General features: G+C 67.0%; 22 protein-coding genes and 1 tRNA gene. 9 read left to right on the forward strand and 14 right to left on the reverse strand.

Annotated features, from left to right (window positions below; translation table 11 throughout):
• Window positions 1-57 precede the first annotated feature (57 nt).
• The 3 genes from obgE to rplU form a co-directional block, all read right to left on the reverse strand.
• Window positions 58-1188, reverse strand: coding sequence for a GTPase ObgE (obgE, locus tag CAL26_RS00740; protein WP_094845055.1), 1131 nt, complete (start codon window positions 1186-1188; stop codon window positions 58-60).
• A gap of 121 nt (window positions 1189-1309) precedes the next feature.
• A complete protein-coding gene (rpmA, locus tag CAL26_RS00745; protein WP_086062910.1) occupies window positions 1310-1570 on the reverse strand; it encodes a 50S ribosomal protein L27 in 261 nt (86 codons plus the stop codon).
• 32 nt (window positions 1571-1602) lie between these two features.
• A complete protein-coding gene (gene rplU, locus CAL26_RS00750) occupies window positions 1603-1914 on the reverse strand; it encodes a 50S ribosomal protein L21 (RefSeq protein WP_086062911.1) in 312 nt (103 codons plus the stop codon).
• Window positions 1915-2215: 301 nt separating this feature from the next.
• Between rplU and ispB the strand changes: the two genes are divergently transcribed.
• Complete coding sequence (gene ispB, locus CAL26_RS00755; protein WP_094845056.1) at window positions 2216-3181, forward strand: octaprenyl diphosphate synthase; 966 nt, start codon at window positions 2216-2218, stop codon at window positions 3179-3181.
• Window positions 3182-3284: 103 nt separating this feature from the next.
• Window positions 3285-3361 (forward strand) — tRNA-Pro (locus CAL26_RS00760).
• A 116-nt stretch (window positions 3362-3477) separates the two neighbouring features.
• On the opposite strand, the gene CAL26_RS00765 is transcribed toward CAL26_RS00760, so the two are convergent.
• On the reverse strand, window positions 3478-4473 hold the full coding sequence (locus tag CAL26_RS00765; protein ID WP_094845057.1) for a TerC family protein: 996 nt from the start codon (window positions 4471-4473) through the stop codon (window positions 3478-3480).
• Between the two features lie 330 nt (window positions 4474-4803).
• Here CAL26_RS00765 and tam point away from each other — a divergent pair, with 330 nt between their 5' ends.
• Window positions 4804-5583, forward strand: a complete 780-nt coding sequence (gene tam, locus CAL26_RS00770) for a trans-aconitate 2-methyltransferase (RefSeq protein WP_094845058.1) — start codon at window positions 4804-4806, stop codon at window positions 5581-5583.
• Between the two features lie 21 nt (window positions 5584-5604).
• Here the strand turns inward: tam and CAL26_RS00775 are convergent, their stop codons facing one another.
• From CAL26_RS00775 to CAL26_RS00790, 4 genes are all read right to left on the reverse strand, one after another.
• Window positions 5605-5946, reverse strand: coding sequence for a cupin domain-containing protein (locus tag CAL26_RS00775; protein ID WP_094845059.1), 342 nt, complete (start codon window positions 5944-5946; stop codon window positions 5605-5607).
• A 15-nt stretch (window positions 5947-5961) separates the two neighbouring features.
• Window positions 5962-6702, reverse strand: coding sequence for a YqcI/YcgG family protein (locus CAL26_RS00780; protein WP_218831487.1), 741 nt, complete (start codon window positions 6700-6702; stop codon window positions 5962-5964).
• An 87-nt stretch (window positions 6703-6789) separates the two neighbouring features.
• On the reverse strand, window positions 6790-8082 hold the full coding sequence (locus tag CAL26_RS00785) for an MFS transporter (protein WP_094845060.1): 1293 nt from the start codon (window positions 8080-8082) through the stop codon (window positions 6790-6792).
• Window positions 8079-8798 (reverse strand): hypothetical protein, encoded by a 720-nt coding sequence (locus tag CAL26_RS00790; RefSeq protein WP_094845061.1) that lies wholly within the window; start codon window positions 8796-8798, stop codon window positions 8079-8081. Before CAL26_RS00790 ends, CAL26_RS00785 begins: the two co-directional genes overlap by 4 nt.
• A gap of 222 nt (window positions 8799-9020) precedes the next feature.
• On the opposite strand from CAL26_RS00790, the gene CAL26_RS00795 reads away from it, so the two are divergent.
• A complete protein-coding gene (locus tag CAL26_RS00795) occupies window positions 9021-9968 on the forward strand; it encodes a helix-turn-helix domain-containing protein (protein ID WP_306437080.1) in 948 nt (315 codons plus the stop codon).
• 22 nt (window positions 9969-9990) lie between these two features.
• Here CAL26_RS00795 and CAL26_RS00800 read toward each other — a convergent pair whose 3' ends face one another.
• The gene (locus CAL26_RS00800; protein ID WP_179283195.1) at window positions 9991-12180 is read right to left on the reverse strand and encodes an NEL-type E3 ubiquitin ligase domain-containing protein; all 2190 of its coding nucleotides are present in this window, start codon (window positions 12178-12180) and stop codon (window positions 9991-9993) included.
• A 267-nt stretch (window positions 12181-12447) separates the two neighbouring features.
• Between CAL26_RS00800 and CAL26_RS00805 the strand changes: the two genes are divergently transcribed.
• On the forward strand, window positions 12448-14916 hold the full coding sequence (locus CAL26_RS00805; protein ID WP_094845064.1) for a penicillin acylase family protein: 2469 nt from the start codon (window positions 12448-12450) through the stop codon (window positions 14914-14916).
• A 16-nt stretch (window positions 14917-14932) separates the two neighbouring features.
• Here CAL26_RS00805 and CAL26_RS00810 read toward each other — a convergent pair whose 3' ends face one another.
• The 3 genes from CAL26_RS00810 to CAL26_RS00820 are packed head-to-tail and all read right to left on the reverse strand — an operon-like array spanning window position 14933 to window position 16634.
• The gene (locus CAL26_RS00810) at window positions 14933-15265 is read right to left on the reverse strand and encodes an FxLYD domain-containing protein (protein ID WP_094845065.1); all 333 of its coding nucleotides are present in this window, start codon (window positions 15263-15265) and stop codon (window positions 14933-14935) included.
• Window positions 15266-15300: 35 nt separating this feature from the next.
• Complete coding sequence (locus tag CAL26_RS00815) at window positions 15301-15957, reverse strand: 3-oxoacid CoA-transferase subunit B (protein WP_094845066.1); 657 nt, start codon at window positions 15955-15957, stop codon at window positions 15301-15303.
• Complete coding sequence (locus CAL26_RS00820) at window positions 15954-16634, reverse strand: 3-oxoacid CoA-transferase subunit A (RefSeq protein WP_094845067.1); 681 nt, start codon at window positions 16632-16634, stop codon at window positions 15954-15956. Before CAL26_RS00820 ends, CAL26_RS00815 begins: the two co-directional genes overlap by 4 nt.
• A gap of 96 nt (window positions 16635-16730) precedes the next feature.
• On the opposite strand from CAL26_RS00820, the gene CAL26_RS00825 reads away from it, so the two are divergent.
• Window positions 16731-17444: a GntR family transcriptional regulator gene (locus CAL26_RS00825; RefSeq protein ID WP_179283196.1), complete on the forward strand. Its 714-nt coding sequence runs from the start codon at window positions 16731-16733 to the stop codon at window positions 17442-17444.
• Here the strand turns inward: CAL26_RS00825 and CAL26_RS00830 are convergent.
• Window positions 17441-18826 carry an MmgE/PrpD family protein gene (locus tag CAL26_RS00830; protein WP_094845069.1) on the reverse strand — a complete coding sequence of 462 codons (1386 nt, stop codon included), beginning with the start codon at window positions 18824-18826 and terminating at the stop codon, window positions 17441-17443. The genes CAL26_RS00825 and CAL26_RS00830 overlap by 4 nt on opposite strands.
• A gap of 122 nt (window positions 18827-18948) precedes the next feature.
• Between CAL26_RS00830 and CAL26_RS00835 the strand changes: the two genes are divergently transcribed.
• From CAL26_RS00835 to queC, 3 genes are all read left to right on the forward strand, one after another.
• Window positions 18949-20361 carry an MmgE/PrpD family protein gene (locus CAL26_RS00835; protein ID WP_094845070.1) on the forward strand — a complete coding sequence of 471 codons (1413 nt, stop codon included), beginning with the start codon at window positions 18949-18951 and terminating at the stop codon, window positions 20359-20361.
• A gap of 9 nt (window positions 20362-20370) precedes the next feature.
• Window positions 20371-21864, forward strand: a complete 1494-nt coding sequence (tcuA, locus tag CAL26_RS00840) for an FAD-dependent tricarballylate dehydrogenase TcuA (RefSeq protein WP_218831488.1) — start codon at window positions 20371-20373, stop codon at window positions 21862-21864.
• A gap of 61 nt (window positions 21865-21925) precedes the next feature.
• Window positions 21926-22654, forward strand: a complete 729-nt coding sequence (gene queC, locus CAL26_RS00845) for a 7-cyano-7-deazaguanine synthase QueC (RefSeq protein WP_094845071.1) — start codon at window positions 21926-21928, stop codon at window positions 22652-22654.
• Window positions 22655-22700: 46 nt separating this feature from the next.
• Here queC and CAL26_RS00850 read toward each other — a convergent pair whose 3' ends face one another.
• Window positions 22701-23249: a GNAT family N-acetyltransferase gene (locus tag CAL26_RS00850; RefSeq protein ID WP_094845950.1), complete on the reverse strand. Its 549-nt coding sequence runs from the start codon at window positions 23247-23249 to the stop codon at window positions 22701-22703.
• Between the last annotated feature and the right edge of the window lie 238 nt (window positions 23250-23487).

Consider the following 23487-nt stretch of genomic DNA (forward strand, 5'->3'; position numbering starts at 1 on the left):
GGCCCGTTCGGTTGCCCGTCCGCGCCGGGCGGCGCGGCGGAGGAGTGCGATTATGGCTTATTCGTTACCGCCGCGCGGATCGGCGTCCGTGCGCGTATCGTCGAAGCGCGGATCCTCGGCCACGTAGGTGCCTGCCGCCTGGTCCTGCGCGATCTGGTCCTTGCGGTTTTCCGCGTCCAGATAATCCTGCAGCGCCCAGATCAGGTCCTGGGTGCCTTCGCCCGTCAGCGCGGACACGGTGTACACCGGCCCGGTCCAGTCGAATTCCTGGCAGAAGCGGGCCTTGAGCGCGTCGGCATCTTCCGTCGCGACCATGTCCAGTTTGTTCAGCACCAGCCAGCGCGGCTTGGCCGCCAGGTCGGCGTCATAGCGGCGCAGTTCTTCGACGATGGCGCGGGCGTTGGCCACCGCCTGCGGAACCGGATCGACGTCCGGGTCCGGCGACGACACGTCCACCAGGTGCAGCAGCACGCGCGTGCGCGCCAGGTGGCGCAGGAACAGGTGGCCCAGCCCGGCGCCTTCCGAGGCGCCTTCGATCAGGCCGGGAATGTCCGCCACGACAAAGCTGCGCGCCGCCGACGTGCGCACCACGCCCAGATTGGGATGCAGCGTGGTGAACGGGTAATCGGCGATCTTCGGGCGGGCGTTCGAAATCTTGCTGATCAGCGTCGACTTGCCGGCGTTGGGCATGCCCAGCAGGCCGACGTCGGCCAGCACCTTCAGTTCCAGCCGCAGGCGGCGTTGTTCGCCTTCCTTGCCCGGCGTCCACTGGCGCGGCGCGCGGTTGGTGCTGGATTTGAAATGCAGATTGCCCATGCCGCCCTGGCCGCCGGCGGCCAGCACGACTTCCTGGCCGTGGTGGCTCAGGTCGAACAGCTGTTCGCCGGTATCGGCGTCGTGCACGATGGTGCCCACGGGGACGCGCAGGACGATGTCGGCCGCCGCGGCGCCGTACTGGTCCGAGCCGCGGCCGTTTTCGCCATTGCGGGCGCGATGCAGGCGCGCGTAGCGGAAGTCGATCAGCGTGTTGATGTTGCGGTCGGCGACGGCCAGGATGCTGCCGCCGCGGCCGCCGTCACCGCCATCGGGACCGCCCTTGGGGATGAATTTTTCGCGGCGAAAGCTCGCCACGCCGTTGCCGCCTTTGCCGGCAATGACTTCAATGGTGGCTTCGTCGACGAATTTCATGGTGGTGTTGCGCGCGATGTCGCGCGTTTTCTGTTTTCTGATTGCTGGGTTGGACTGCTAACAAAAAAGCCCTGCCGCACGCGACAGGGCTTTCTCGTGGTGCGGATCGGAATGCGCGCGCTTATTCGGCGGCGACGATCGATACCGTCTTCTTGTTCAGCGAGCCTTTGGTGCCGAACTGAACCTTGCCGTCGACCAGCGCATACAGCGTGTGGTCCTTGCCCATGCCGACGTTCACGCCGGCGTGGACACGGGTACCGCGCTGGCGCACGATGATCGAGCCGGCCGGGATCTGTTGACCGCCGTAGGCCTTGACGCCCAGTCGCTTCGATTCCGAGTCGCGACCGTTCCGCGTAGAGCCGCCGCCCTTTTTCTGTGCCATTTTTTAGCTCCTGCTATGGATACCGACGCGCGTCAGGCCGTAATGGCCTCGATGCGGATTTCGGTGTAGTTCTGACGGTGGCCCTGATGCTTCTGATAGTGCTTGCGACGGCGCATCTTGAAGATCGTGACCTTGTCGTGCCTGCCATGCGCAAGAACGGTCGCCTTGACCACGGCGCCGGAGACGATGGGCGTACCTACCTTCAGCTGGTCGCCTTCGCCCACGGACAGAACCTGGTCCAGGGTGATTTCTTGCCCAATGTCAGCAGGTATCTGTTCTACCTTGAGTTTTTCGCCGGCTGCGACACGATACTGCTTGCCGCCGGTTTTTATGACCGCGTACATGGGTAAATTCCTATAGGGGTAATTTCAGCGCAAAACGCCGAACTCAGGATTCTAGCCCGGCGGGTTCGGATTGTCAAAAAGTCTCGCCGGGGCAATGAGTTAGGTGTTGCGGACGGCCCCGTCACCTGTGCGGGGCGGGGCCGGCGCGCCGGGTGCCATCTTCCGGGATGACGCCGTCCCGGGCGGCGCGGCGGCATCCGACCGACACCGTATAATTCGCACGACCCCGGCCGGCTTGCATGGCGGGCGCGGGCCCGCGACATGAGCGTTGGCGCTCGTCTTTTTTCCATCCGGACACGTCTTGAATCTCCCCGAGCTTATCGCCCCCGTTGCCGACGACATGAAGGCGGTGGATGCCGTCATCCGCGACCGGCTGAATTCCGACGTTGTGCTCATCCGTACCATCGGCGATTACATCGTCGGCGCCGGCGGCAAACGCATGCGTCCGGCGCTGCTGCTGATGATGGCGCGCGCCCTGGGGTATGCCGGCACGTCCCATCACACCCTGGCCGCGGTGGTCGAATTCATCCATACCGCCACGCTGCTGCACGACGACGTGGTCGACGAATCCGACCTGCGCCGCGGCCGGCAGACAGCCAATGCGGTGTTCGGCAATGCGGCCAGCGTGCTGGTCGGCGACTACCTGTATTCGCGTTCCTTCGAGATGATGGTCGACGTCGACTCGATGCGCGTGATGGCCATCCTGTCGCAGGCCACCACCGTCATTGCGGAGGGCGAAGTCCTGCAGCTGCTGAACGTGCACGATCCCGACGTGTCGCAGGAGCGCTATCTGCAGGTGGTGCGCTACAAGACCGCCAAGCTGTTCGAGGCCGCCGCGCAGGTGGGCGCCGTGCTGGCGGGCGCGTCACCGGAACAGGAACAGGCCGCGGCGGCGTACGGCCGCCACATCGGCACCGCCTTCCAACTGGTGGACGACGTGCTGGACTACGGCGGCGATGCCGCGGCACTGGGCAAGAACGTCGGCGACGACCTGCGCGAAGGCAAGCCCACCTTGCCCCTGATCCGCGTCATGGAAGTCGGCACGCCCGCGCAGCAGGCGCTGGTGCGCACCGCCATCGAAACCGGCCATGCCGATTTCGAAGCCGTCGCCGCCGCCATCCATGCCACCGACGCCTTGCAGCACGCCATGGAAGCCGCGAACGCCGAAGCGGACCTGGCCCGCCAGGCACTGGCCGGCTTCCCGATTTCCGTTTATCAGCAAACCCTGTTAGAATTTTGCGCTTTCGCGGTTAACCGTGATCGTTAGTGTGTTGTCAGGACCTTGGATCAGGGCCTTGAACGTAATACCGATGACGGTTTTGCCGTTGAAGGGTCGAAGCTAACGGTCAACGGATCGATAGCGTTAAGAACGGGGCGTAGCTCAGCCTGGTAGAGTACTGCGTTCGGGACGCAGGAGTCGGAGGTTCGAATCCTCTCGCCCCGACCACTCATGTGGTCACATTCCGGAGCCCGGTCAGCAATTGCTGACCGGGCTCTTTTCTTTCGTGCGGGCCCATCGTGCGGGCCGGGCCTATCGTGCGGGCCTATCGTGCGAGCGATTCCTCAGCCGCCAGGTTCCTTGGCGATACGCTGCGTGCCCTCCGCCTTCGGCGGTATGCGCACCGACAGGATCATGGCGGCGGCCAGGGTGAGCACCGTGAATCCCAGCGACCAGGAAATCGGTATCTTGTAGAGGTCGATGAGCAGCATCTTCGTGCCGATGAACACGAGGATGACGGCCAGCCCATAAGAGAGCAGATGGAAGCGCTCGTGCATGCCCGCCAACAGGAAGTACATCGCCCGCAGGCCCAGGATCGCGAATACGTTGGACGTGAGCACGATGAACGGATCGGTCGTGATGGCGAAGATCGCCGGAATCGAGTCCACGGCAAACACAACGTCGACCACGCCGATGATGAGGATCACCACGAGCAGCGGCGTCGCGGCCTTGACGCCATTGACCATCGTGAAAAACTTTTCGCCGTCGTAATCGGGCGCGATCTTCATGTGCTTCTTGATCCAGCGCAGCGCCGGATTATCCGAAAGGTCGGACTCCTCGCCCGCGGCGCGCCACATCTTGATCCCGGTGAACAGCAGGAAGGCGCCGAACACGTACATCAGCCAGTGGAATCGAACGATGAGCCATGCGCCAATCAGGATCATGATGGCGCGCAGGACCAAGGCGGCAAGAATGCCGATCATCAATGCCCGCTTCTGAAACGTCGCTGGCACCGCGAAGTAGCTGAAGATCATGAGGAAGACAAAAATATTGTCCACCGCAAGCGCCTTCTCGACCAGGTAGCCCGTGACGAACTCCAGTGTCTTGGCGTTGGCCAGCTCCCGCGCGGCGGGGTCGGCGCCGGTGCCGCCGAGATACCACCACAGCCAGCCGACGAACAGAAAGGAAACGGCCACCCATATCAGCGACCAGATGGTGGCTTCGCGCATGCTGACGGCATGCGAGCCCTGACGGTTGAGTGCGAAGAAATCGATCGCGAGCGCGACGAGTACGAAAACCGTGAACAGCGTCCACAGCAAAGGGGTTCCGATGGAGATCATCGTCACGTGCCTCTCAGCCCAACCGGCAACGTATGGGCGACAAATTGTCTGGGATCCTCGCCAGTCTTGCCGCCCGGAACACATGGATTCCGAGTCACGGCACCGAACACTGGTGGCTGCCAGCCCACCAGTGCCGTAATGACGGCACCGTGTCACAACGCACATGGGCGTCGTGTCAGCTACTCCCTTTGAGAGGCGATTGCATTTAATCAAACATCGACGACGTCGTCAACGCGTGCGGTGGTGGAGGGGATCGGGGCCGAGTCAAGCGCCTGCAAGCAAGGCAGCGGTATCATCGAAATCCTTCCGGCAACCCGTGGAGCAGGCGCGATGGCACAGGATAAATGGTCTTCCCGGCAGTACCTGATGTTCGAGAACGAACGAACCCGCCCGGTACGCGATCTGTTGTCCGCGGTGCCGTCCGACGATGCGCGTGAAGTCATCGACCTGGGTTGCGGGCCCGGCAATTCCACCGAAGTCCTGGCGCGGCGTTTCCCGTCGGCCCGGGTTTCCGGCCTGGACAGTTCGGCGGACATGATCGCCGCCGCGCGCAAGCGCATGCCGGACGTGCGGTTCGAGGTGGCCGACATCCTGACCTGGCAGCCTGGTACCGCCTATGACGTCATCCTCGCGAACGCGGTGTTCCAATGGGTGCCGGGCCATGAAACCATTTTTCCCGCGCTGGTTTCCAGGCTGGCGGAAGGCGGCAGCCTGGCCATCCAGATGCCGGATACGATGGAAGAGCGTCCTCATCGGATGATGCGCGAACTGGCCGCGGACGGTCCCTGGGCGGACAAGCTGAAGGACGTCAGCCAGGCGCGCACCACGCTGCGCTCGGCGGAGTGGTACTACGAGCTGCTGCAGAAGCACTGCGGCGCCGTGAACATCTGGCGCACCACCTACTACCACGTGTTGAAGGACGGCCCGGACGCCATCGTCGAATGGTTCAAGGGCAGCGCCCTGCGGCCCTTCCTGGACCCGCTGGACGAAGAAGGCCGGCGCGCCTACCTGGCGCGCTACACCGATCTGGTCAGGCAGACGCATCCGCCGCTGGCGGACGGCTCGGTGCTGCTGCCTTTCCCACGCCTGTTCATGGTGGCGACGCGCTGAAACCGGCGCGTCGCCATCTTGCTACGCCGTGCATGCCTGCATGGCGCGCTCCTTGATCGCGGGCGCGAGCCGTTCGAAGGCGATCAGGTAGATCGCCCCTTCCGCCGACGCCGTGGATCCGTGCACCGTGCCGGCGGGCAGGTCGATGACATCCCCCTTCCTGCACACGTAGTCGACGCCGTCGGCGTACACCGTCAAGGCGCCGTCGACGATGATCAAGGTTTCATCGGTGGGATGGCTGTGCGTGCGATGCTCCTTGCCGGGCGCGTCGCGCTGCACTTCGATGCATCCCTGCATGGGCAGCAGGACGCGGAGGCTATCCGCCAGCTCGATGCCGCCGAGCAGACCCTTGATGATTTCCATGATGTTTCCTTGGTCTCAGATTTCGGCTTCGGAAGCCAGGTCCGCCGCGCGCATGGCGTGGAAGGGGCACCCGGTGGTGGGGCGATTATCGTCGCCCAGGAAGTACTGCTTGAATTCGCGGTTCGACGAGTCGCCGTATGAGCCGAGCTCTTCGGACGGCGGGATCATGTCATAGGTCGCCAGCCGCTTGCGTACCTTCGACACGCTGGCTTCGCGCGCGCGCGGGCTGCCCAGGATGTTGTCGAACACCCAGCGGGGCTGGAACGTGATCATGAACGAGCTGGAACGGCGGCTTTGCCGCTGCACATGGGCCGGCGTATTGCAGACGACGAAAATCGGCTCGCCCGCGAAGCAGAATTCCCAATGCGGCGTGTCCAGTTCGGCGGGCACCTCGGCCGGCCATTCGCTGTCGTCGAGCGAGGCCAGGCGGCCCAGCGTGGCCCAGAACTTGGCGCGGTAGGCTTCCAGCGGCAGCAGCGGACGCGGACGGAAGAACACCAGCAGCGACGTGTTCGGCCCGCAGGATCGCGACTCGGCGACATACGCGCGCAGGTTGCGCGCCAGTCCTTCCACATCGTCGTCTTCCAGGAAAAGATAGCGCAGCTGGTCGGCGCGGTATCCCGCGACGCCGAAGATGCACGGGAATGCGCGGGTGTCGCTGTTGAGCGTGCTGGCGAGCTCCTGGAACAGGATCGCCTGCCATGTGCCAGGTGCATGGCGTTGCTCGACTTGAGTACGGCTCAGATAGTCTTTCACGGCTTTGTCTACCCATCAGGTGGAGGGAAAAAACGACTTGCCATGACGTGCGCGCGGCTTGAGGCCGCATCGGCACGATGAAGATAGCTAAGCTTGATGTGCGAAGCGCATCGCCGCCGCGCCGATACAGCCCAGGGCCGAGACGGCCGCCATGAGGAGAATGAATCCGGTATAGCCCTGGGCGGTGTACGACAAGTGGCCGGGGCTGCCCGTGGCCGAGGCGGCCAGCAGGGATCCGATAAGCGGCTGCACCACGGCGGCCGTAATGCCGGCCAGCGTGGTGTTGAACGAGGCTCCGATGCCGATCATCTCGGTGGAGTACAACTTTCGTACCGCTTTCAATACCAGCGGTACGGTGCCGCCGGCCACGAAGCCCAGAACGCAAAAGCAAGCGATGGCGTATGCATACCCCATCGATGCCAGCAATGCCGGAAGCAAGGTGAGCAGGATAGCCGCGCGCAGCAGGCAATTCCATAGCAATGCGCGTCTCACGTTCATTACGCGATCCGACAAATGGCCCAGCAGGATGGAGCCGGCCACATTGCTTACCAGGAATGCCAGGATGCAGGTGCTCGCCTGGTCCTTGCTGATCGACAGCGTATCCCGGACCATGGGCAAGCCCCATACGCCAGATAGTGTAGTGACTGAGGCGAAGTGCGACGCGAAGACGATGGCGCAGCCCCAGCTGCCGGCGTTGCGCAGCCTGCCGCGGAACATGCGCAGGGTGTTGCCCAACTTCGGCATTAGTTCTTTCAGGGCCATCGGAGATTGGTCCGTACGGCCGAAGATCAGTATGGCGCCCACCAGGTTGAGGCCGATCAGGCCGGCTACCAAGGCAAAGCATTCGCGCCAGCCGAGTTCAGATACTGCGTAGGCCAAAGGAGTGGTGGCCATCACCCCTCCGATGTAGCCCGACACCTGCGACAGGCCGGACATCAGGCCGAAGCGGCTCTGCCTGAATTTCAGCGCGACCAGTTTCAGCATCGACGTGAAGACCAGCGCATCGCCGCAGGCGATCACCAGGCGCGCGGCGAACGCCGCCGGCACGGTATGCGCCATGGCGAAGCACGCGGTGCCGGTCAGCGATACCAGCAGGCTGCCGATCAGGACCCGCCGCACGCCCAGCGTGTCGACCAGGATGCCGGCGGGGATCTGCATGGCCAGGTAGCCGTAGAAATAGCCCGATGCCAGCACGCCCAGGCCCGCGGCCTCGATGGAGAACGACGCGGACAGCTCGTTGAGCATCGACTGCGGCGCCAGGCGCTGCATGAAGGCCACGGCATAGGCCAGCGCGATCAGGATCCAGGATGCGTATGCCCGCGCGCCCGGCCGGTCGGCTTCGAGCGCGATAGGCGGCGGCAGCGAGGCGGCCTTGCTCATGACGCGTTGGGTCGGCGGACGATGCCCAGCGAAAACAACGCGTCCGTGGAGCTGGGCGCCAGTGAAGAGATACGCTTGCCCACGTGTACCGCGGCGCCGCGATAGGAAGGCTTGCGGTGCTTGATGTGGCCGTAGGCGTCGCGCATGACCAGCGCCGGCAGTTCCAGCGCGCGATCGGGGTAGATCCGCTTGGCCGCGAGCACGGCCAGCGCCAGCAAGCCGGCCCGCCCGCCATTTTCCTTGGGCGGGTCGGCTTGCAGGTCGGGCACGACCTCGGCGCAGCGACGCGCGTTGGCCAATGCCACGATGGCATTACGTGTCCGCCAGCAATACAGCAGGCGCGCTTGATGCGGCCGCTGGCGGAAGGCCTCAGCGAATATCAGGTCGGTGACATCGCTGTATACCCCTAGGCCCTGATAGGGGGGCGCCAGTTCCGTACCGGATCGGTACAGGCAAAGATCGCCGTTCATATCAAAATACTGGTAGATCGAAAACCCGACGAGCTCCTTGTCGGCATAAATCAGAACCAGCCCGTAACCGCTTCGGAATGGACTATGGGTCGGGGTCCAATGCGGTTCGGCGACATCCCAATTCATGCCGATAAGGCGATTGAAGGCATCCATGGTGGAGGCGCGCTCGTCGACCGGGAAATCTTCGGCCCGAGGAAACGACCTGAGGGAGATGGTCTTTCCGTTCGAGAGAAGCTTGATCGGCATCGCGCAGCCCTGCCTTCTATATATCTTTTATAAGTACTCTAATAACCGTTCCGTTCTCCTGACGCGATCCGCATATGGGTCACGGGCGGCTAATTCCCCATGGCAAGGGAATTCTCCGGCAGGCGCATCAAACGGTTCGCCGGTTTTCGGTCAAATTTCGCTAGAATTGGGCCAATACGCAGCATCCCGGGCATCCTCGCCGTGTCTATCCCAGTGCCAGTAGTGGCCGTAATCGCTTTCGACAGGATCAGCGCCTTCCACCTGTCGGTGCCCTGCGCCGTGTTCGGCGGCTATGGGGGGGTGGCCGGCGCGCCCAGATTTTCGCTCAAGGTGTGCTCAGCGGAAGGCGGCACGCTGGCGACCACGACCGCCGGTTTCTCGGTCGTGGCGACTCCGTCCCTGGAAATCACCAAGACGGCCGACGTGATCGTTATTCCCAGCTGGCGCGACGTCAAGGAAACGCCGCCCGCCGCCATGCTAGAGGCAGTGGCAGCCGCCCACGCCCGGGGCGCCCGCATCGTCGGGCTCTGCCTGGGCGCCTACGTGCTGGCGGCCGCCGGCATCCTGGATGGGCGCCGCGCCACCACGCATTTCGCCTGGGTCGATCACTTTGCCACCCGGTTTCCCCGCGTCAAGGTGGAGCCCTCGGTGCTCTACGTCGACGATGGCAATATCACGACGTCCGCCGGCACGGCCTCCGGCATAGACTGCTGCCTGCATATCGTCCGGGCCTTATATGGGGCCAAAGTGGCGGACTTCGCCGCCCGCCGGCTGGTGGTGCCGCCGCATCGCCATGGCGCGCAGGCGCAGCTGCCGCCGCAGGCGGCGTCCTCGGAAGGCGCGGGTTTCCGCCTGGCCGAGCTGCTGGACTGGCTGCGCGGCACCATCGTCGAAAAGCATACGGCCGACAGCCTGGCCGATCGCCTGGCCATGAGCCGCCGCACCTTCAATCGGCGGTTCCTGTCCCTGACCGGGTGCAGCCTGAGCGAATGGCTGCTGGCCGAACGGCTGCGGCTCGCCCAGAAAATGCTCGAAACCACCGAGCTGCCGCTGGAAATCATCGCCGCGCGCGCCGGGCTGGGCAGCGCATCGTCGCTGCGGCAGCATTTTTCCCGCATGTTGCAGACGTCTCCTTCCGCCTACCGCAAGCAGTTCAAGCGCCGGGCCTGACCGGGGGCCCGGCGGGACGCGCTTACTCCAACTTGTAGCGGATCCTGTTGAACCAGAAGGGCGTGCCCTCCCACTCGATGTCGCGGTGCAGCCGCAGGCGGTGCAGGCCGATGAATTCCCGCACCACAGCCTTGCCTATGATGACTTCGATGTCCTTGCTGACCGCGCTGCAGGCGGGCGTCAGCACATCGGGCATGTCGCGGCGCAGCCCGCGCTGCGCCAGGTACTCCTGGACTTGCTTTTCATAGGGCGTCCAGAACATGCGCGGCCGGACGGGGAATACCGCCATGCCCGATTCGCGCCGCGCGGCGAACACGCGCTCGGCGTTCATCATGCGATTCAGCAGGGCAAAGACGCGGCCACGGTCGTTGTAGATGAAATCGCGCCATTTTTCGGCGCGCTGGATCAGTTCCGGCGAGACGCGGCGGATGACGGTCTGCAGAGGCGTCCACGTCGCCAGGAAATCGAAGAAGCGGGCATTCCTGCCGGCGGCGATTTTTTCGCTGGCCCGCTCGGCATCCGACGGCTCCACCACCGACATGTGCTCGAAGTGCATCTTGAACTGCATGGCGGGCAGATAGGTCCTGCCCCGCAGCCGGGTCAGCAGGTCCAGCCATTGCTCCACTTCGTCGAACTCGATGTTCCGGAGGGCGGCGCGCGCCTGCAGTTCGGGCCGCAGCTCCGCGAAATGCTGGATCAGCGTATCCATGTTCAGCATGTCTTCGCCCTGGTCCAGCAGCGCGAACGGCTTGTCGTCGTACACGCCTTCCTCGATGTCGCAGTTCAGGGACGCGATGTGCAGGCTGTTCATCGTATGCAGGATCTGGTCCTGGCAGGAACCCGAGCCGTAGCGCGCGATGGACAGGCATTCGTCCAGGAATTTTTCCTTGCCGGGTTGCCGCATCTTCGTCAGCAGGGCGACGATGCGATTGCGGAAGGCGCGATCGGGCTGCTTGAGCCAGACGTCGTGCAGGCGGTTCAGCAGCGCGCTCAAGGCGGCGACGGCATTGGCGTCGACGTCCTGCGCCTTCCGCCAGGCTTCGCTGGCGGGTGGCAGTTCGGACGCCGAGTCCGTGGCGGGCGCCGCTGCCAGCCATTTGCGCGCGGCGCTGTCGAGCAAGCCTGGCGGGTAGACCGGCGCCATGATCTCGCTGGTATAGCCCTGGAGCTCCATTTCTTCCACCGGGATGACGTTGGCCATCATCTCGGGGAATTCCAACAGGACGCGCGTCGCGACATGCAGGTTGTTCGCGTATTCCGCGCTGGTTTCGACGAGCTCGATTTCCGCCGGCAATCTGGCGCGCAGGCCCAGCCGGGCGCACATGGCGGCGTCCGCGGTGACTTGCCGCAAGTGCGGGCCGTAGCCGCGGACGGGCGTTTCGATGGGGTTGCCGGCCACGTCGAGCATCGTCAGCGTCGCCGGCAGCATGTCGGGCGCGGGGAACTCGCCCAGCCGGTTGCCGGCCAGGATCAGCCATTGCAGGGACGCCAGGTTGTGCAGCGGTGGCATCTCCCGCAAACCCAGTGAAATCAGGCGCAGGGGTTGGGTGGGGTCGCCGGCGTAGCTCCACATGTTGACCAGTGCCCAGGCGAGGTCACGCCGTTCGTCGGGGCCGGCGGCCGCGCTGACGTAGGCTGCCATGTCGCGTTGCCATTGCGGCACCGGGTCGCCCAATTGGTCGCGGAAGGTCAAGGTCGAATACTCGCCATAGCCGAGCTCGGGCGCCGTGCGGCGCTGCCCGATGCGGGTGGCGTAGTACGCGGCCAGGTCGTCGAACAGGTCGATGGCCTGCTGCCGTTGCCATTCGGCGTCCTGTTGCTCAGGCCGCGCGCCGTCCGCGGGATCCGTCGCGGCGTGGATGAACGGCTGCGGTTCGAAACGGATGATGTGGTTGCCGTCCGCGTCCGTGGTTTCATCGCGGTCGGAAACGCCGGACCGGACGTCTTCCGGAATTTCGAAGACGAAGGCGGGCGTGTCGTTGGCGGGCACGTCGCAGGCACGGACGGCGCGCAACAGGGCGGCGCCGATATCCGTGTCGGCGATGATGCGCAGGGCGGTCTCCACCTGCGCCATTTCCCACTCGTCGCAATCATCGGGTTCCTGTACGGTGAGCAGGCCGGAAAGATCGCGCAGGGCGGGCGGCTCCGCGATGGAATACGTGTCCACCGGCGGAACGGTGCTGGGGCTGCCGCAGGGGCCGGTGCTGGTCATGCGCGGCCAGCCTCCGGTCTGCGCGTGGCGCTGCGGCCGGCGCGCGGGTGGGCCAGGTAGCGGCGTAGAGCTTGCGTCATGGTGGTGTTCTCCCTTCGAGGCGCGTTGAGTGCCGGTCGCCCACGAGCCTGTTCCCATCCGTGTGGCACGGGAGCAGGGCGCGACATGGGACAGCCTGAAACCTGCTGTCGGAACATGCGCCGGCGCGGATGCGGTTCTTCCCTGGGACGTGGTGGACGCGTCATGGGCCGGCTGTTAAAACAGCACATGCAATCGAACAACAGGAAGCGCCGTTGGGGGCGCGTGCTGGCGCTGCTCTGCACGGGCGTGCTGGCGCTTGCCGCCCTGGGCGGCACGGCGGCCTGGTTGGCTATGCGCGCCAGCCTGCCGCGGCTGGACGGCAAACTGCGCGCCGATGGCTTGTCGGCCGAAGCCACCATCGAACGCGACGCGCAGGGCAACGTCACCGTGACCGCCGCCAATCGCCTGGACCTGGCCTACGCCACGGGCTATGCCCATGGACAGGACCGTTTCTTCCAGATGGACCTGCTGCGCCGCGTCGCCGCCGGCGAAGTCGCCGCCCTGGTGGGCGCCGATGCCATCCCGCTGGACCAGCGCAATCGCATGCACCGCTTCCGCGCCCGCGCCCAGGCCGCGTATGCCGCGCTGCCGCCCGACCAGCGCGAATTGCTGCAGCGTTATGCGGCCGGGGTCAACGCCGCGCAGGCCGCGCTGCTGGTGTGGCCATTCGAATACGGCGTGCTGGGCGTCCGTCCGCAGCCCTGGCGTCCGGAAGACACGCTGCTGGCGGTCGACGCCATGTACCTGGACCTGCAGTCGGGCGAGTTGAACCGCGTGCTGTCGCGCGGGTTCCTGCGCGATGCGGTGCCGGCCGATATGCTGGCCTTTCTGACGCCGCGCGGCAGCGCCATGGACGCGCCGCTGGACGGCGTCGACGTCGCCGCGCCGCCCTTGCGCGTGCCGCGGGCGCGCCCCGATTGGCTGGACGGCGCCGGGCGCGATGGCGGCGGCCGGGAGGGTTCCGGACAGGACCGCCCCGGGCAGGGTAGCCCCGGGCAGGCCAGCCCTGACCGGCGATCGGAATCCGACGCGGCCGTCGCCGGGATCGGCAGCAACGCCTTCGCCGTGGCCGGCGGGCATACCGTCGATGGCGTGGCGCGCGTGGCCAACGACATGCACCTGGGGCTGCGGCTGCCCAATATCTGGTATCGGCTGACGCTGGTGCTGCAGGGGCCGGAGCCGCGCCGCATCAGCGGCGTCAGCCTGCCTGGCGCGCCGGTGGTGGTGGCCGGCAGCAATGGCGACGTCGCCTGGGGCTTCACCAACAGCTATGGCCATTACATCGATCTGATACGGCTCGAACGCGATCCCAAGGACGCCAGGCGCTACCGGGGGCCCGCGGGAGAATGGGAGACCGCCGCGGAGCACGACGAATCGATACAGGTCAAAGGCGGCGCGCCGGTCAGCCAGCCCGTGCTGGAGACGCGCTGGGGCCCGGAAATGACCGTGGGCGACCAGGCCTATGCCCTGGAATGGGTGGCCCACCAGCCTTACGCCGCCGACCTGGGCCTGATGGGCATGGAGAACGCGCGCAACGTGGAGCAGGCCCTGGCCGTGGCGCAGGCCGCCGGTGTGCCTACCCAGAACATCCTGGTGGCCGATAGCGGCGGCCATATCGGCTGGACGCTGGCTGGCCCCCTGCCCAGGGCCACGCGCGATCCCGGCGGCTATCCGGTCGAGGCGGCGAAGGCCGCGGCGCCGGCCGGCCGGCTGCCGCCGTCGCAGTATCCGCGCGTGGTGGACCCGCTTTCCGGGCGTCTATGGACCGGCAACAGCACCCAGCTGGGAGACGCCAGCCGCCAGCGCGCGATCGGCGACGGCGGCGCCGACGTGGGCCTGCGCGCCACCCAGATCCGCGACGGCCTGTTCGCGCGCGACCAATACGATGAGCAGGCGCTGCTGGCCATCCAGCTGGACGACCGCGGATTGTGGCTGGAGTTCTGGCGCCAGCTGGCGCTCGATATGCTGGACGCGCCGGCATTGGCGCGGCACCCGGATCGCGCCGCGTTCCGGCGCATCCTGCTGCAATGGAATGGACGCGCGGACGTCGACCAGGCCGGCTACACCCTGATCCGCGATTTCCGCGAAACCCTGTATGGCGCCTGGTTCGCGGGGCTGGACGAGCGGCTGTCCGCCCGCGCACCGGAATTGGCGCCGGCGCTATCGGTGGGCCGGGCATCCTCCCGCCTGGAGCCGGTCATGCGCGCCCTGGTGCGCGAGCAGGCCTGGGTCCCGGCGCGCTACGCCAACTGGCGCGCGTTCATGCTGGGCGCCATCGACGAAACCATCGTGCGCAATCGGCCGCGCGGGGCATCGCTGGATCAGGCCCAGTGGGGCGAGCGCAATATCCTGGCGATCGGCCATCCGTTCGCGGGCCTGCTGCCGGAAGCGCTGCGCGGATGGTTCGCCGCGCCGGCGCAGCCGGTGCCCGGCGATACCAATATGCCGCGCGTGCAGCGTCCGGCTTTCGGCGCGTCCGAGCGCTTCGTGGTCGCGCCCGGCAAGGAGGCGCGCGGCATACTGGAAATGCCGGGCGGCGCGTCGGGGCACCCCATGTCGCCGTTCTTCCTGGCCGGGCACCAGGACTGGGTGGATGGCGCGCCATCGCCCTTCATGCCCGGGACGGCCGCGCACACGCTGGTGCTGCGGCCCTGAGCCCCGGGGCGGGCCGCTATTCCGCCTTGATCTCGTAGGCCGTGAACCGCGAGAACGGCAGCGGCGTCGTCGCCGTCAGGTTCCAGGTTTGCTTGTCCGGCAGATTGAAGGTCTGCGCGGAGGTCGTGCCGATCACGTTGCCCTGGGAATCCTGCAGCTGGAACGTCACCGAGACCCGGTTCAGTTCCTTGCCCGTGTCGTTATGCACCGTGCCGCGGATCACGGTGGATCCCGAGGCGGTGTCCTTGACGGCTTGCAGGCTATCGATCGTGACGCCTTGCGTCATCGATTGCGCCCCCGCGTTCAGGGCGGAGGCGGCCAGGATGGCGGCGGCAAGCAGGCGTTTCATGGTTGTTCTCCCGCGATGGCGGTCCCCGCCGGGAATCAGCGGGCGACCGGTATCTCGAATCGTAGCGGAAGTCCGGTGACACGTTCGAGCGTGGCCGGGTCGCCGTCGCCGAAGGTGTCGATGACGTAGACGCCGTCCGCGCGGATCTCGAACACCGCCACGTCGGTATAGACCCGTGACACGCAGCGCACGCCCGTCAGGGGATAGGTGCACCGCGGCACCAGCTTGCTGAGGCCTTCGCGCGTGGTCAATTCCATCATGACGAATACCTGCTTGGCGCCGCTGGCGAGGTCCATGGCGCCGCCGACCGCCGGGATCGCGTCGGCGCCCCCGGTGTGCCAGTTCGCCAGGTCGCCGTCCACGGAGACCTGGAAGGCGCCCAGCACGCAGATGTCGAGATGGCCGCCGCGCATCATGGCGAAGGAATCGGCATGATGGAAGAACGATGTGCCGGGCACCTGCGTGACGGGCTGCTTGCCGGCGTTGATCAGGTCGTAGTCTTCCTGGCCCTTGGCGGGCGCCGGGCCCATGCCCAGCATGCCGTTTTCGGTGTGCAGGACGATTTCGCGATCGGCCGGCAGGTGGTTGGCCACCAGGGTCGGCAGGCCGATGCCCAGGTTCACATAGGCGCCTTCCGGAATGTCGCGGGCCACGCGGGCGGCCATCTGGTCTCGGCTCAATTTCGACGTCATGCTTGCTCCTTGGCGGCGCCGACACACACGACGCGCTTGATGTAGATGCCGGGGGTGACGATGGCTTCGGGGTCCAGTTCGCCCAGTTCGACGATTTCACGCACCTGGGCCACGGCGACCTTGGCGGCGCTGGCCATGATGGGGCCGAAATTGCGCGCGGTCTTGCGGTAGGTCAGGTTGCCCCAGCGGTCGGCGCGCTCGGCCTTGATCAGCGCGTAGTCGGCATGCAGCGGCAATTCGAACACATAGTGCTTGCCGTTCAGCTCGCGGGTTTCCTTGCCGTCGGCCAGCGGCGTGCCGTAGGCCGTGGGCGTGTAGAAGCCGCCGATGCCCGCGCCGGCGGCGCGGATGCGCTCGGCCAGCGTGCCCTGCGGCACGAGTTCCAGTTCGATCTTGCCGGAACGGTACAGGCCATCGAAGATCTGCGAATCGGCCTGGCGCGGAAAAGAGCAGATGATCTTGCGCACGCGTCCCGCGCCCAGCAAGGCCGCGAGCCCGGTGGTGCCGTTGCCGGCGTTGTTGTTGACGATCACCAGGTCCTTGGCGCCTTGGGCCAGCAGGCCATCGATCAGTTCCACCGGCTGGCCGGCTGGCCCGAAGCCGCCGATCAGGATGGTTGCGCCATCGGGTATGTCGGCGAGCGCCTGCGCGGTGCTTTCTACGAGTTTTGAGATCATCGGCGGTCCGGAAGCATGGGAGGTTCTACAATCCTCGATGCTTTCACGGCGCGCCGGCCACCGTCAAGGCAAGCTGTCCTCAGCGTGAACACTTCCATGACAAGAAAACCCTACGACTCCAATCTGCTGCTGGGCGACGTCGCGTACGAGTCGGTGCGCGAAGCCATCCTGGCCAATGATCTCAAGCCCGGCGACCGCGTATCCGAGTACAAGGTGGCGGAATGGCTGGGCATCAGCCGCACGCCGGCGCGCGAAGGCCTGCGGCGCCTGGAAAACGAAGGCCTGCTCACGCAGCATCCGCGCCGCGGCCTGGTGGTCGCATCCATCGACGATGATGCAGTGCAAGAACTCTATGCGGTGCGCGAGCTGCTGGAAGGCGCGGCCGCCGCGTCGGCCGCCAAGCGGGCCACGGAGGCGGAAATCGCCACGCTCAAGCACCTGGTCGATCACGAGGCCGGGATACGCGACGAACCCGAGCAGATGTACGAGCACAACCGGACGTTCCATGACGTCGTCTATCGGGCCGCGCACAACCAGTTCCTGCTGAAGTTCCTGCTGATCACCGCCGATACGCTGTCGGCCTACCGGAACGTGTCCACGCTGGTGATCGAGGAGCGGCGCGCTCAGGTCGTCGCGGAACACCGCGAGCTGTACGAAGCCATCGCGGCGCGCGACGAAGCCGGCGCGCGCGCTGTTGCGGCGCGGCATGTGCAGAACGCGCTGCATGCCCGCACCCGCGTGCGCCACAGCAAGCTGGTGGGCGAGGCACGCCGGCCGGAATGGCCCGACGGCATGAAGAAGCGCGGCTAGGGCCGCGGCATGGGAAAGGCCGGCAGTGCCGGCAACCGCATCAGGCCGTCGTACCAATCGGCGGCGGCGCGCTCGCCCAGGGTTTCCGTCGTCAGCAACAGGAAGCGGCGCCGTATGTCCGCCGCCGGCATCGGCGTCCGCGGCATTCCCAGGTAGTCGCTCGCCAGCGCGTCGAAGCGCCGGCCGTCGTGCAAGGTCAGCGCGATGCGGGCGCTCCAGGCGGATGGCAGATCCGGATCCGCGCCCAGCGCGATCCGGCGGCACAGGCCCGCGATCGCCTCGTCTTCCAGGGCGGTTCCATCGAAGGCGCGCGGATCCTCGGGGTCCCGGTGCAAGGACAGGGCGACGCAGAAGGGCACGCTGTACTGCGCCGTCATGATGTCGCCGGGGGCGCGGATATCGTGATGGCTGGCGACCTTTTCCGACATGCCCAACGCCAGTTCGGCGACGTCGCCGCCGTCGAAGCCGTGCGTGGCCATCAGGCCGCGCAGCGTCTGCATGGCGGCTTGCGGGGTGACGTGGCAGGCATAGCGCTTCAGGCAGATGCGCAGGGTTTCCCAGTCGCGGCCCAGGTCCGCGGTGAGACGGGTGGCGTCGGCGTCGCGGCAATACGTGTCGAGGAAGCCGAAGCGGCCTTCCAGGATGGTTTCCGGCCCGCTGTAGCCATCGGCGGCCAGGCGCGCGGCCAGGATGCCGGCTTCGCAGGCGCGGCCCATGTGCAGGCGCTTGACCATCGCGCCTTCGCGCGATTTGGTGAAGGCCAGCAGCCCGCCGGACAGGGAGCCGGCGATGCCCAGTGCCCGCGCGAGGCCGGCGCCGTCCAGTCCCAGCAGGACACCGGCGACCACGGCCGCGCCGTAGGGGCCGGTCAGGCCTGGGGCGTGGAAGCCCAGTTTTTCGCTGCTGTGGCGCGATGCGGCGCCGATGCGGAAGAGCACTTCGCAGCCGGCCACGAACGCGGTCAGGGCCTGCCGGCCGCCGGCGCCGGTTTCCTGGGCCATGGCGACCAGCACGGGGACCAGCGTGGCGCCCGGATGCACGCCGGCGCCGGGGTAGCGCAGGCTGTCCTGTTCGAAGGCATGCGCCGCCGCCCCGTTGGCCAGGGCGGCGAACGGGGCGGCAATGCCGCCGTCGGCGGGCGCCCCTGAGCCGGGCGCCCCAAACACCGTGCAGGGGCCTTGGCCGCCGTAGCGGCGCGCGTAGGCGGCCGTGGCCGCGCTCCACGGGAAGCGGCTGCCATGGACGATGCACCCCAGCGTGTCGGCGATGCAGGCCATGGCCCGTTCCCGCACCGCCTCGGGAATGTCCTCGAACCGCATTCCGGCGGCGAACCGGGCCAGCGCCTGGGCCGCCGTCGCGGTGGAAAACGCCGTTTCAGCCATGTCCCATCCATCCAAAGACCCGCGTTCAAAAAATAGTATACCGTGGTATTCTAAACTCCGAACGGCGCAAAGGCAGGCGCGGAAACACACGCCGCCCCGCTGCGATCGAGGAGGACCGGGCGATGGATAGGCGCGAACGCGGGCTCGACACACTCGGGCTGGCCCGCGAACTCGGACGGCGCGTGGCGGCGCTGGACTACGACGACCTGCCCGCCGAGGCCATCCGCTGGGCCCGCGTCGGCCTGCTGGACACCGTGGGCGTCACCCTGGCGGGCGCGCACGAGGACGCGCCGCGCCTGGCCGCGCGGGCCCTGGACGGGCAGCAGGGGCCCGCCCTGGTGCTCGGCACGCGCCGCCAGGCCGGCGTGCTGGATGCCGCCCTGATCAACGGCACCGCGTCGCATGCGCTGGACTTCGACGACTGCAACAACACCCTGGGCGGCCATCCTTCCGCGCCGGTGCTGTCGGCGCTGCTGCCCCTGGCCCAGCAGTTGAACCGCAGCGGACGCGACGTCGTGCTGGCCTACGTGGCGGGCTTCGAGGCCGAATGCAAGCTGGGGCTGGCGGTCAACTTCCATCACTACACCAAGGGTTGGCATCCCACCGCCACGCTGGGCACCTTCGGCGCCGCCGCGGCATGCGCCCGGCTGCTGGGGCTGGACGGCGAAGCCACGGCGACCGCGCTGGCGCTGGCGGCTTCCTTCGCGTCCGGCCTCAAGGCCAACTTCGGCACCATGGCCAAGCCGCTGCACGTCGGCCATTGCGCGCGCAATGGCCTGTACGCGGCGCGGCTGGCCCATCTGGGCTACACCGCCAACGCCGCCGGCGTGTTCGAGCACAAACAGGGCTTCCTGGACGTGTTCAACGGTCCCGGCACCTACGACACGCAGCGCGCGCTGGACGCCTGGGCGCGGCCCCTGGACATCGTCGAGCCCGGCATCGCCATCAAGCAGTATCCCTGCTGCGGCAGCACCCACCCAGCCCTGGACGCCATGCTGGCGCTGGCGCGCCGCCATCGTCCGCGGCCGGAGAACGTGGCGCGCATCGACGCCTGGATCCACAGCCGTCGGCTCGCGCATACCGATCGGCCCCGGCCAGACAGTCCGCTGGACGCCAAGTTCAGCCTGCAATACGTGCTGGCCCGCGCGCTGCTGGACGGCCGGATCGGCGTCGCGGACTTCGAGCCGGATTCCTACACACAGCCGGCCGTGCGCGCCTTGCTGGACCGCATACACGTGGCCGCCTACGACACGCTCGAGCCGGCGGTCTTTCCCGCCGCCAACCACTTCGGTGGGCAGGTGCGCATCACGCTGCACGATGGCACGGTGCTGGAATCGCGCGTCGACCAGCCCCTGGGCCGTACCTCCGCCCATCCGTTGCCGGACGAACTGCTGCGCGCCAAGTTCGTGCTCTGCGCCGAACGCGCGCTGCGCAAGGACGCGGTGGACGCCATCGCCGACATCATCGGACGCATCGAAACCCTGCCTCGCATGGAGGCGCTGATGGCGCTGCTCGCTGGCGCCGCACTAGACTGAGGACGAGAAGTGGAAGCGCAAATTCATCGTTATGACGTGGTGGTGGTGGGCAAGGGCAACGCGGCGCTGTGCGCGGCGCTGTCCGCGCGCGAACAGGGCGTGAGCGTGGCCCTGCTGGAGGCGGCGTCGGAAGACGAGTCGGGCGGCAACAGCCGCTTCGCCGGCGGCGTGATGCGCTTTGCCTACGATTCGGTGGAAGACCTGAAAAAAGTCACCGACCTGACGGAAGAAGAAATCGCCGCCAGCGATTTCTTCACCAATACCACCGACGAATACTTCGACGATCTGTTCCGCCTGACCAACTATCGCACCGACCCCGCGCTGTCGGAGATCCTGGTCACGCAAAGCCTGGATGTCATGGTGTGGCTGCGCGCCAAGGGCGCCAGGTTCGTGCCCAACTACGGCAGGCAATCGTCGCTGGTGAACGGCCGCCGCAAGTTCTTCGGCCGCCTGCCGATCGAAGTTGCCGGCGGCGGCGCGGGCCTGGTGCAGTTCCTGGACAAGGCCGCCCGGAATGCCGGGATCGACGTGCACTACGACACGCGCGCCAAGTCCCTGGTCACCGACGGCGACCGTATCAGCGGCATCCACGCGGTACGGAAAGGCCGTGCCGTGGTATTCGAGGCCGGCGCCGTGGTCCTGGCCTGCGGCGGCTTCGAGGGCAATCCGGAAATGCGGGCCCGCTATCTGGGGCCCGGCTGGGAACTTGCCAAGGTGCGGGGATCGCGCTTCAACCAGGGCGATGGCCTGCGCATGGCGCTCGATGCCGGCGCCGCGCCCTACGGCAACTGGTCGGGCTGCCATGCCACCGGATGGGACCTGAACGCGCCGGAGTTCGGTGACGTCAACGTCGGCGATCAATTCCAGAAGCACAGCTATATCTTCGGCCTGCTGGTCAACGCCAACGGCAAGCGCTTCGTCGACGAGGGGCTGGATTTCCACTCCTTCACCTACGCGAAGTACGGCGGCGAGGTGCTGAAGCAGCCCGGCCAGTTCGCCTGGCAGGTCTTCGATTCCAAGGTCACGCAACTGCTGCGCTCGGAATACCGGATCAAGATGATGACCAAGGCCACCGCCGATACGCTGGAAGAACTGGCGCCGAAGCTGGACGGCGTGGACCCCGCCGCTTTCCTGGAGACGGTGCGCGCGTACAACGCGTCCATCCGCAGGGACGTGGCCTTCGATCCCACCGTCAAGGACGGCCTGTGCACGCAGGGCATCGAACCGCCCAAGTCGAACTGGGCGCAGGCGCTGGACACGCCGCCCTACCATGCCTATGCGACCACCTGCGGCATCACCTTCACCTTCGGCGGCCTGCGCGTGGATCCGGAAAGCGGCCAGGTGCTGAACGTGCATCTGCAGCCCATGCCGGGCCTGTATTGCGCCGGAGAAATGGTGGGCGGGCTGTTCTACTTCAACTATCCCAGCGGCACCGGCCTGGTGTCGGGGGCCATCTTCGGCCGCATCGCGGGACGCGGGGCCGCTCAGGCGGCCGCGGGCTGAACCGCGCGTGGCGGACACCGGGAGGCCGCGGTTATCCTAGCGGTCTTGACCTGGAGTCCCCATGCAAAACCACGACCGCCGCGCCCTGGTGCTGTTTTCCGGCGGGCAGGATTCGACCACCTGCCTGGCCTGGGCGCTGGAACGCTATGCCCACGTCGAAACGGTGGGCTTCGACTACGGCCAGCGCCACCGGATCGAACTGGACGCACGGCAGAACGTGCTGCGCGAACTGCGCGCCCGCCGGCCCGAATGGGCGCCCCGCCTGGGCGACGATCACATGCTCGACCTGTCCGTCCTGGGGCAGGTGGGCGATACCGCCCTGACCAGCGACCGGCGGATCGAAATGCAGGCCAACGGCCTGCCCAACACCTTCGTTCCCGGCCGCAACCTGCTATTCCTGACGCTCGCCGCCGCCCTGGGTTATCGCCGCCAGCTGGACGTGCTGGTCGGCGGCATGTGCGAAACGGATTTCTCCGGCTATCCCGACTGCCGCGACGACACGATGAAGGCGCAGCAGGTGGCCCTGGCCCTGGGCCTGGGCACGCGCGTCACCATCGAAACGCCGCTGATGTGGCTGGACAAGGCCCAGACCTGGGCGCTGGCCGAGCGGTTGGGCGGACAGGAACTGGTGGACATCATCCTGGAAGACAGCCACACCTGCTATCTGGGCGAGCGCGGCGCGCGCCATGCCTGGGGCTATGGCTGCGGCACCTGCCCGGCCTGCGCGCTGCGCAAGACCGGCTGGGAACGCTGGACCAGCGGCCAGGCGGCGCCGCTGCCCGCGGCCTGAGGCACCCGCCGCCCGCCGCCTGCGGCCCGAGGCCCCCGCCGGCGCGCTAGCGCGATTCCGGCGCCGTCGTATCGCCTTCGCCCAGCGTGCGCTGCATCAGCACCGTATCGCGCCATTCGCCGAACTTGTGGCCCACCGACCGCAGCGTGCCGACCGGATGGAAGCCGCAGCGAGCGTGCAGCGCCAGCGACGCGGCATTGCCGCTGTCGCCCACGATGGCCAGCATCTGGCGCCAGCCGGTCGCGGCGCAGCGCTTGATCAGTTCCCGCAGCAGGCGCCCGCCGATACCGTGGCCCGCCGCGCCGGGCTTGACGTACACGGAGTCCTCGCAGGTGTACCGATAGGCGGGGCGGGGCCGATACAGCGTGGCATACGCATAGCCGGCCACCTCGCCGTCGAGCTCGGCGACCAGGTAGGGCAGCTTGTGGGCCAGCACGGCGGCGCGCCGCTGGCGCATTTCCTCCAGGTCCGGGGGCGATAGTTCGAAGGATGCCGTGCCGTGCAGCACGTGGTGGCTGTAGATCGCCTGGATGGCCGCCATATCGTCGGCGGTGGCGTCGCGTATGAGCAGCTTGGAGTCGGGCAAAACGGACATGGTGCGTACGTGTGGGTGGAAGGTCGCGCGGCGGCCGCGGCGCGGGCCGGCGATCGGCCGGGATCCGCCGACGCCGTTCGGCATTATGCGGCGCGCGGGCGGATTTTCGCCGATGGCGCGGTATCGGGACTATCCCTGCTCAGGTGGCTGTACCCTGCCAGGCGTTATGATGGGGACCTTTTTGCCCCGGTCCGCCCCGGCAAGCCGCGCCATGGACGCGGCGCGGGCCGTCCCGATA

The sequence above is a fragment of the Bordetella genomosp. 9 genome (assembly GCF_002261425.1).
GTDB lineage: Bacteria > Pseudomonadota > Gammaproteobacteria > Burkholderiales > Burkholderiaceae_B > Bordetella_C.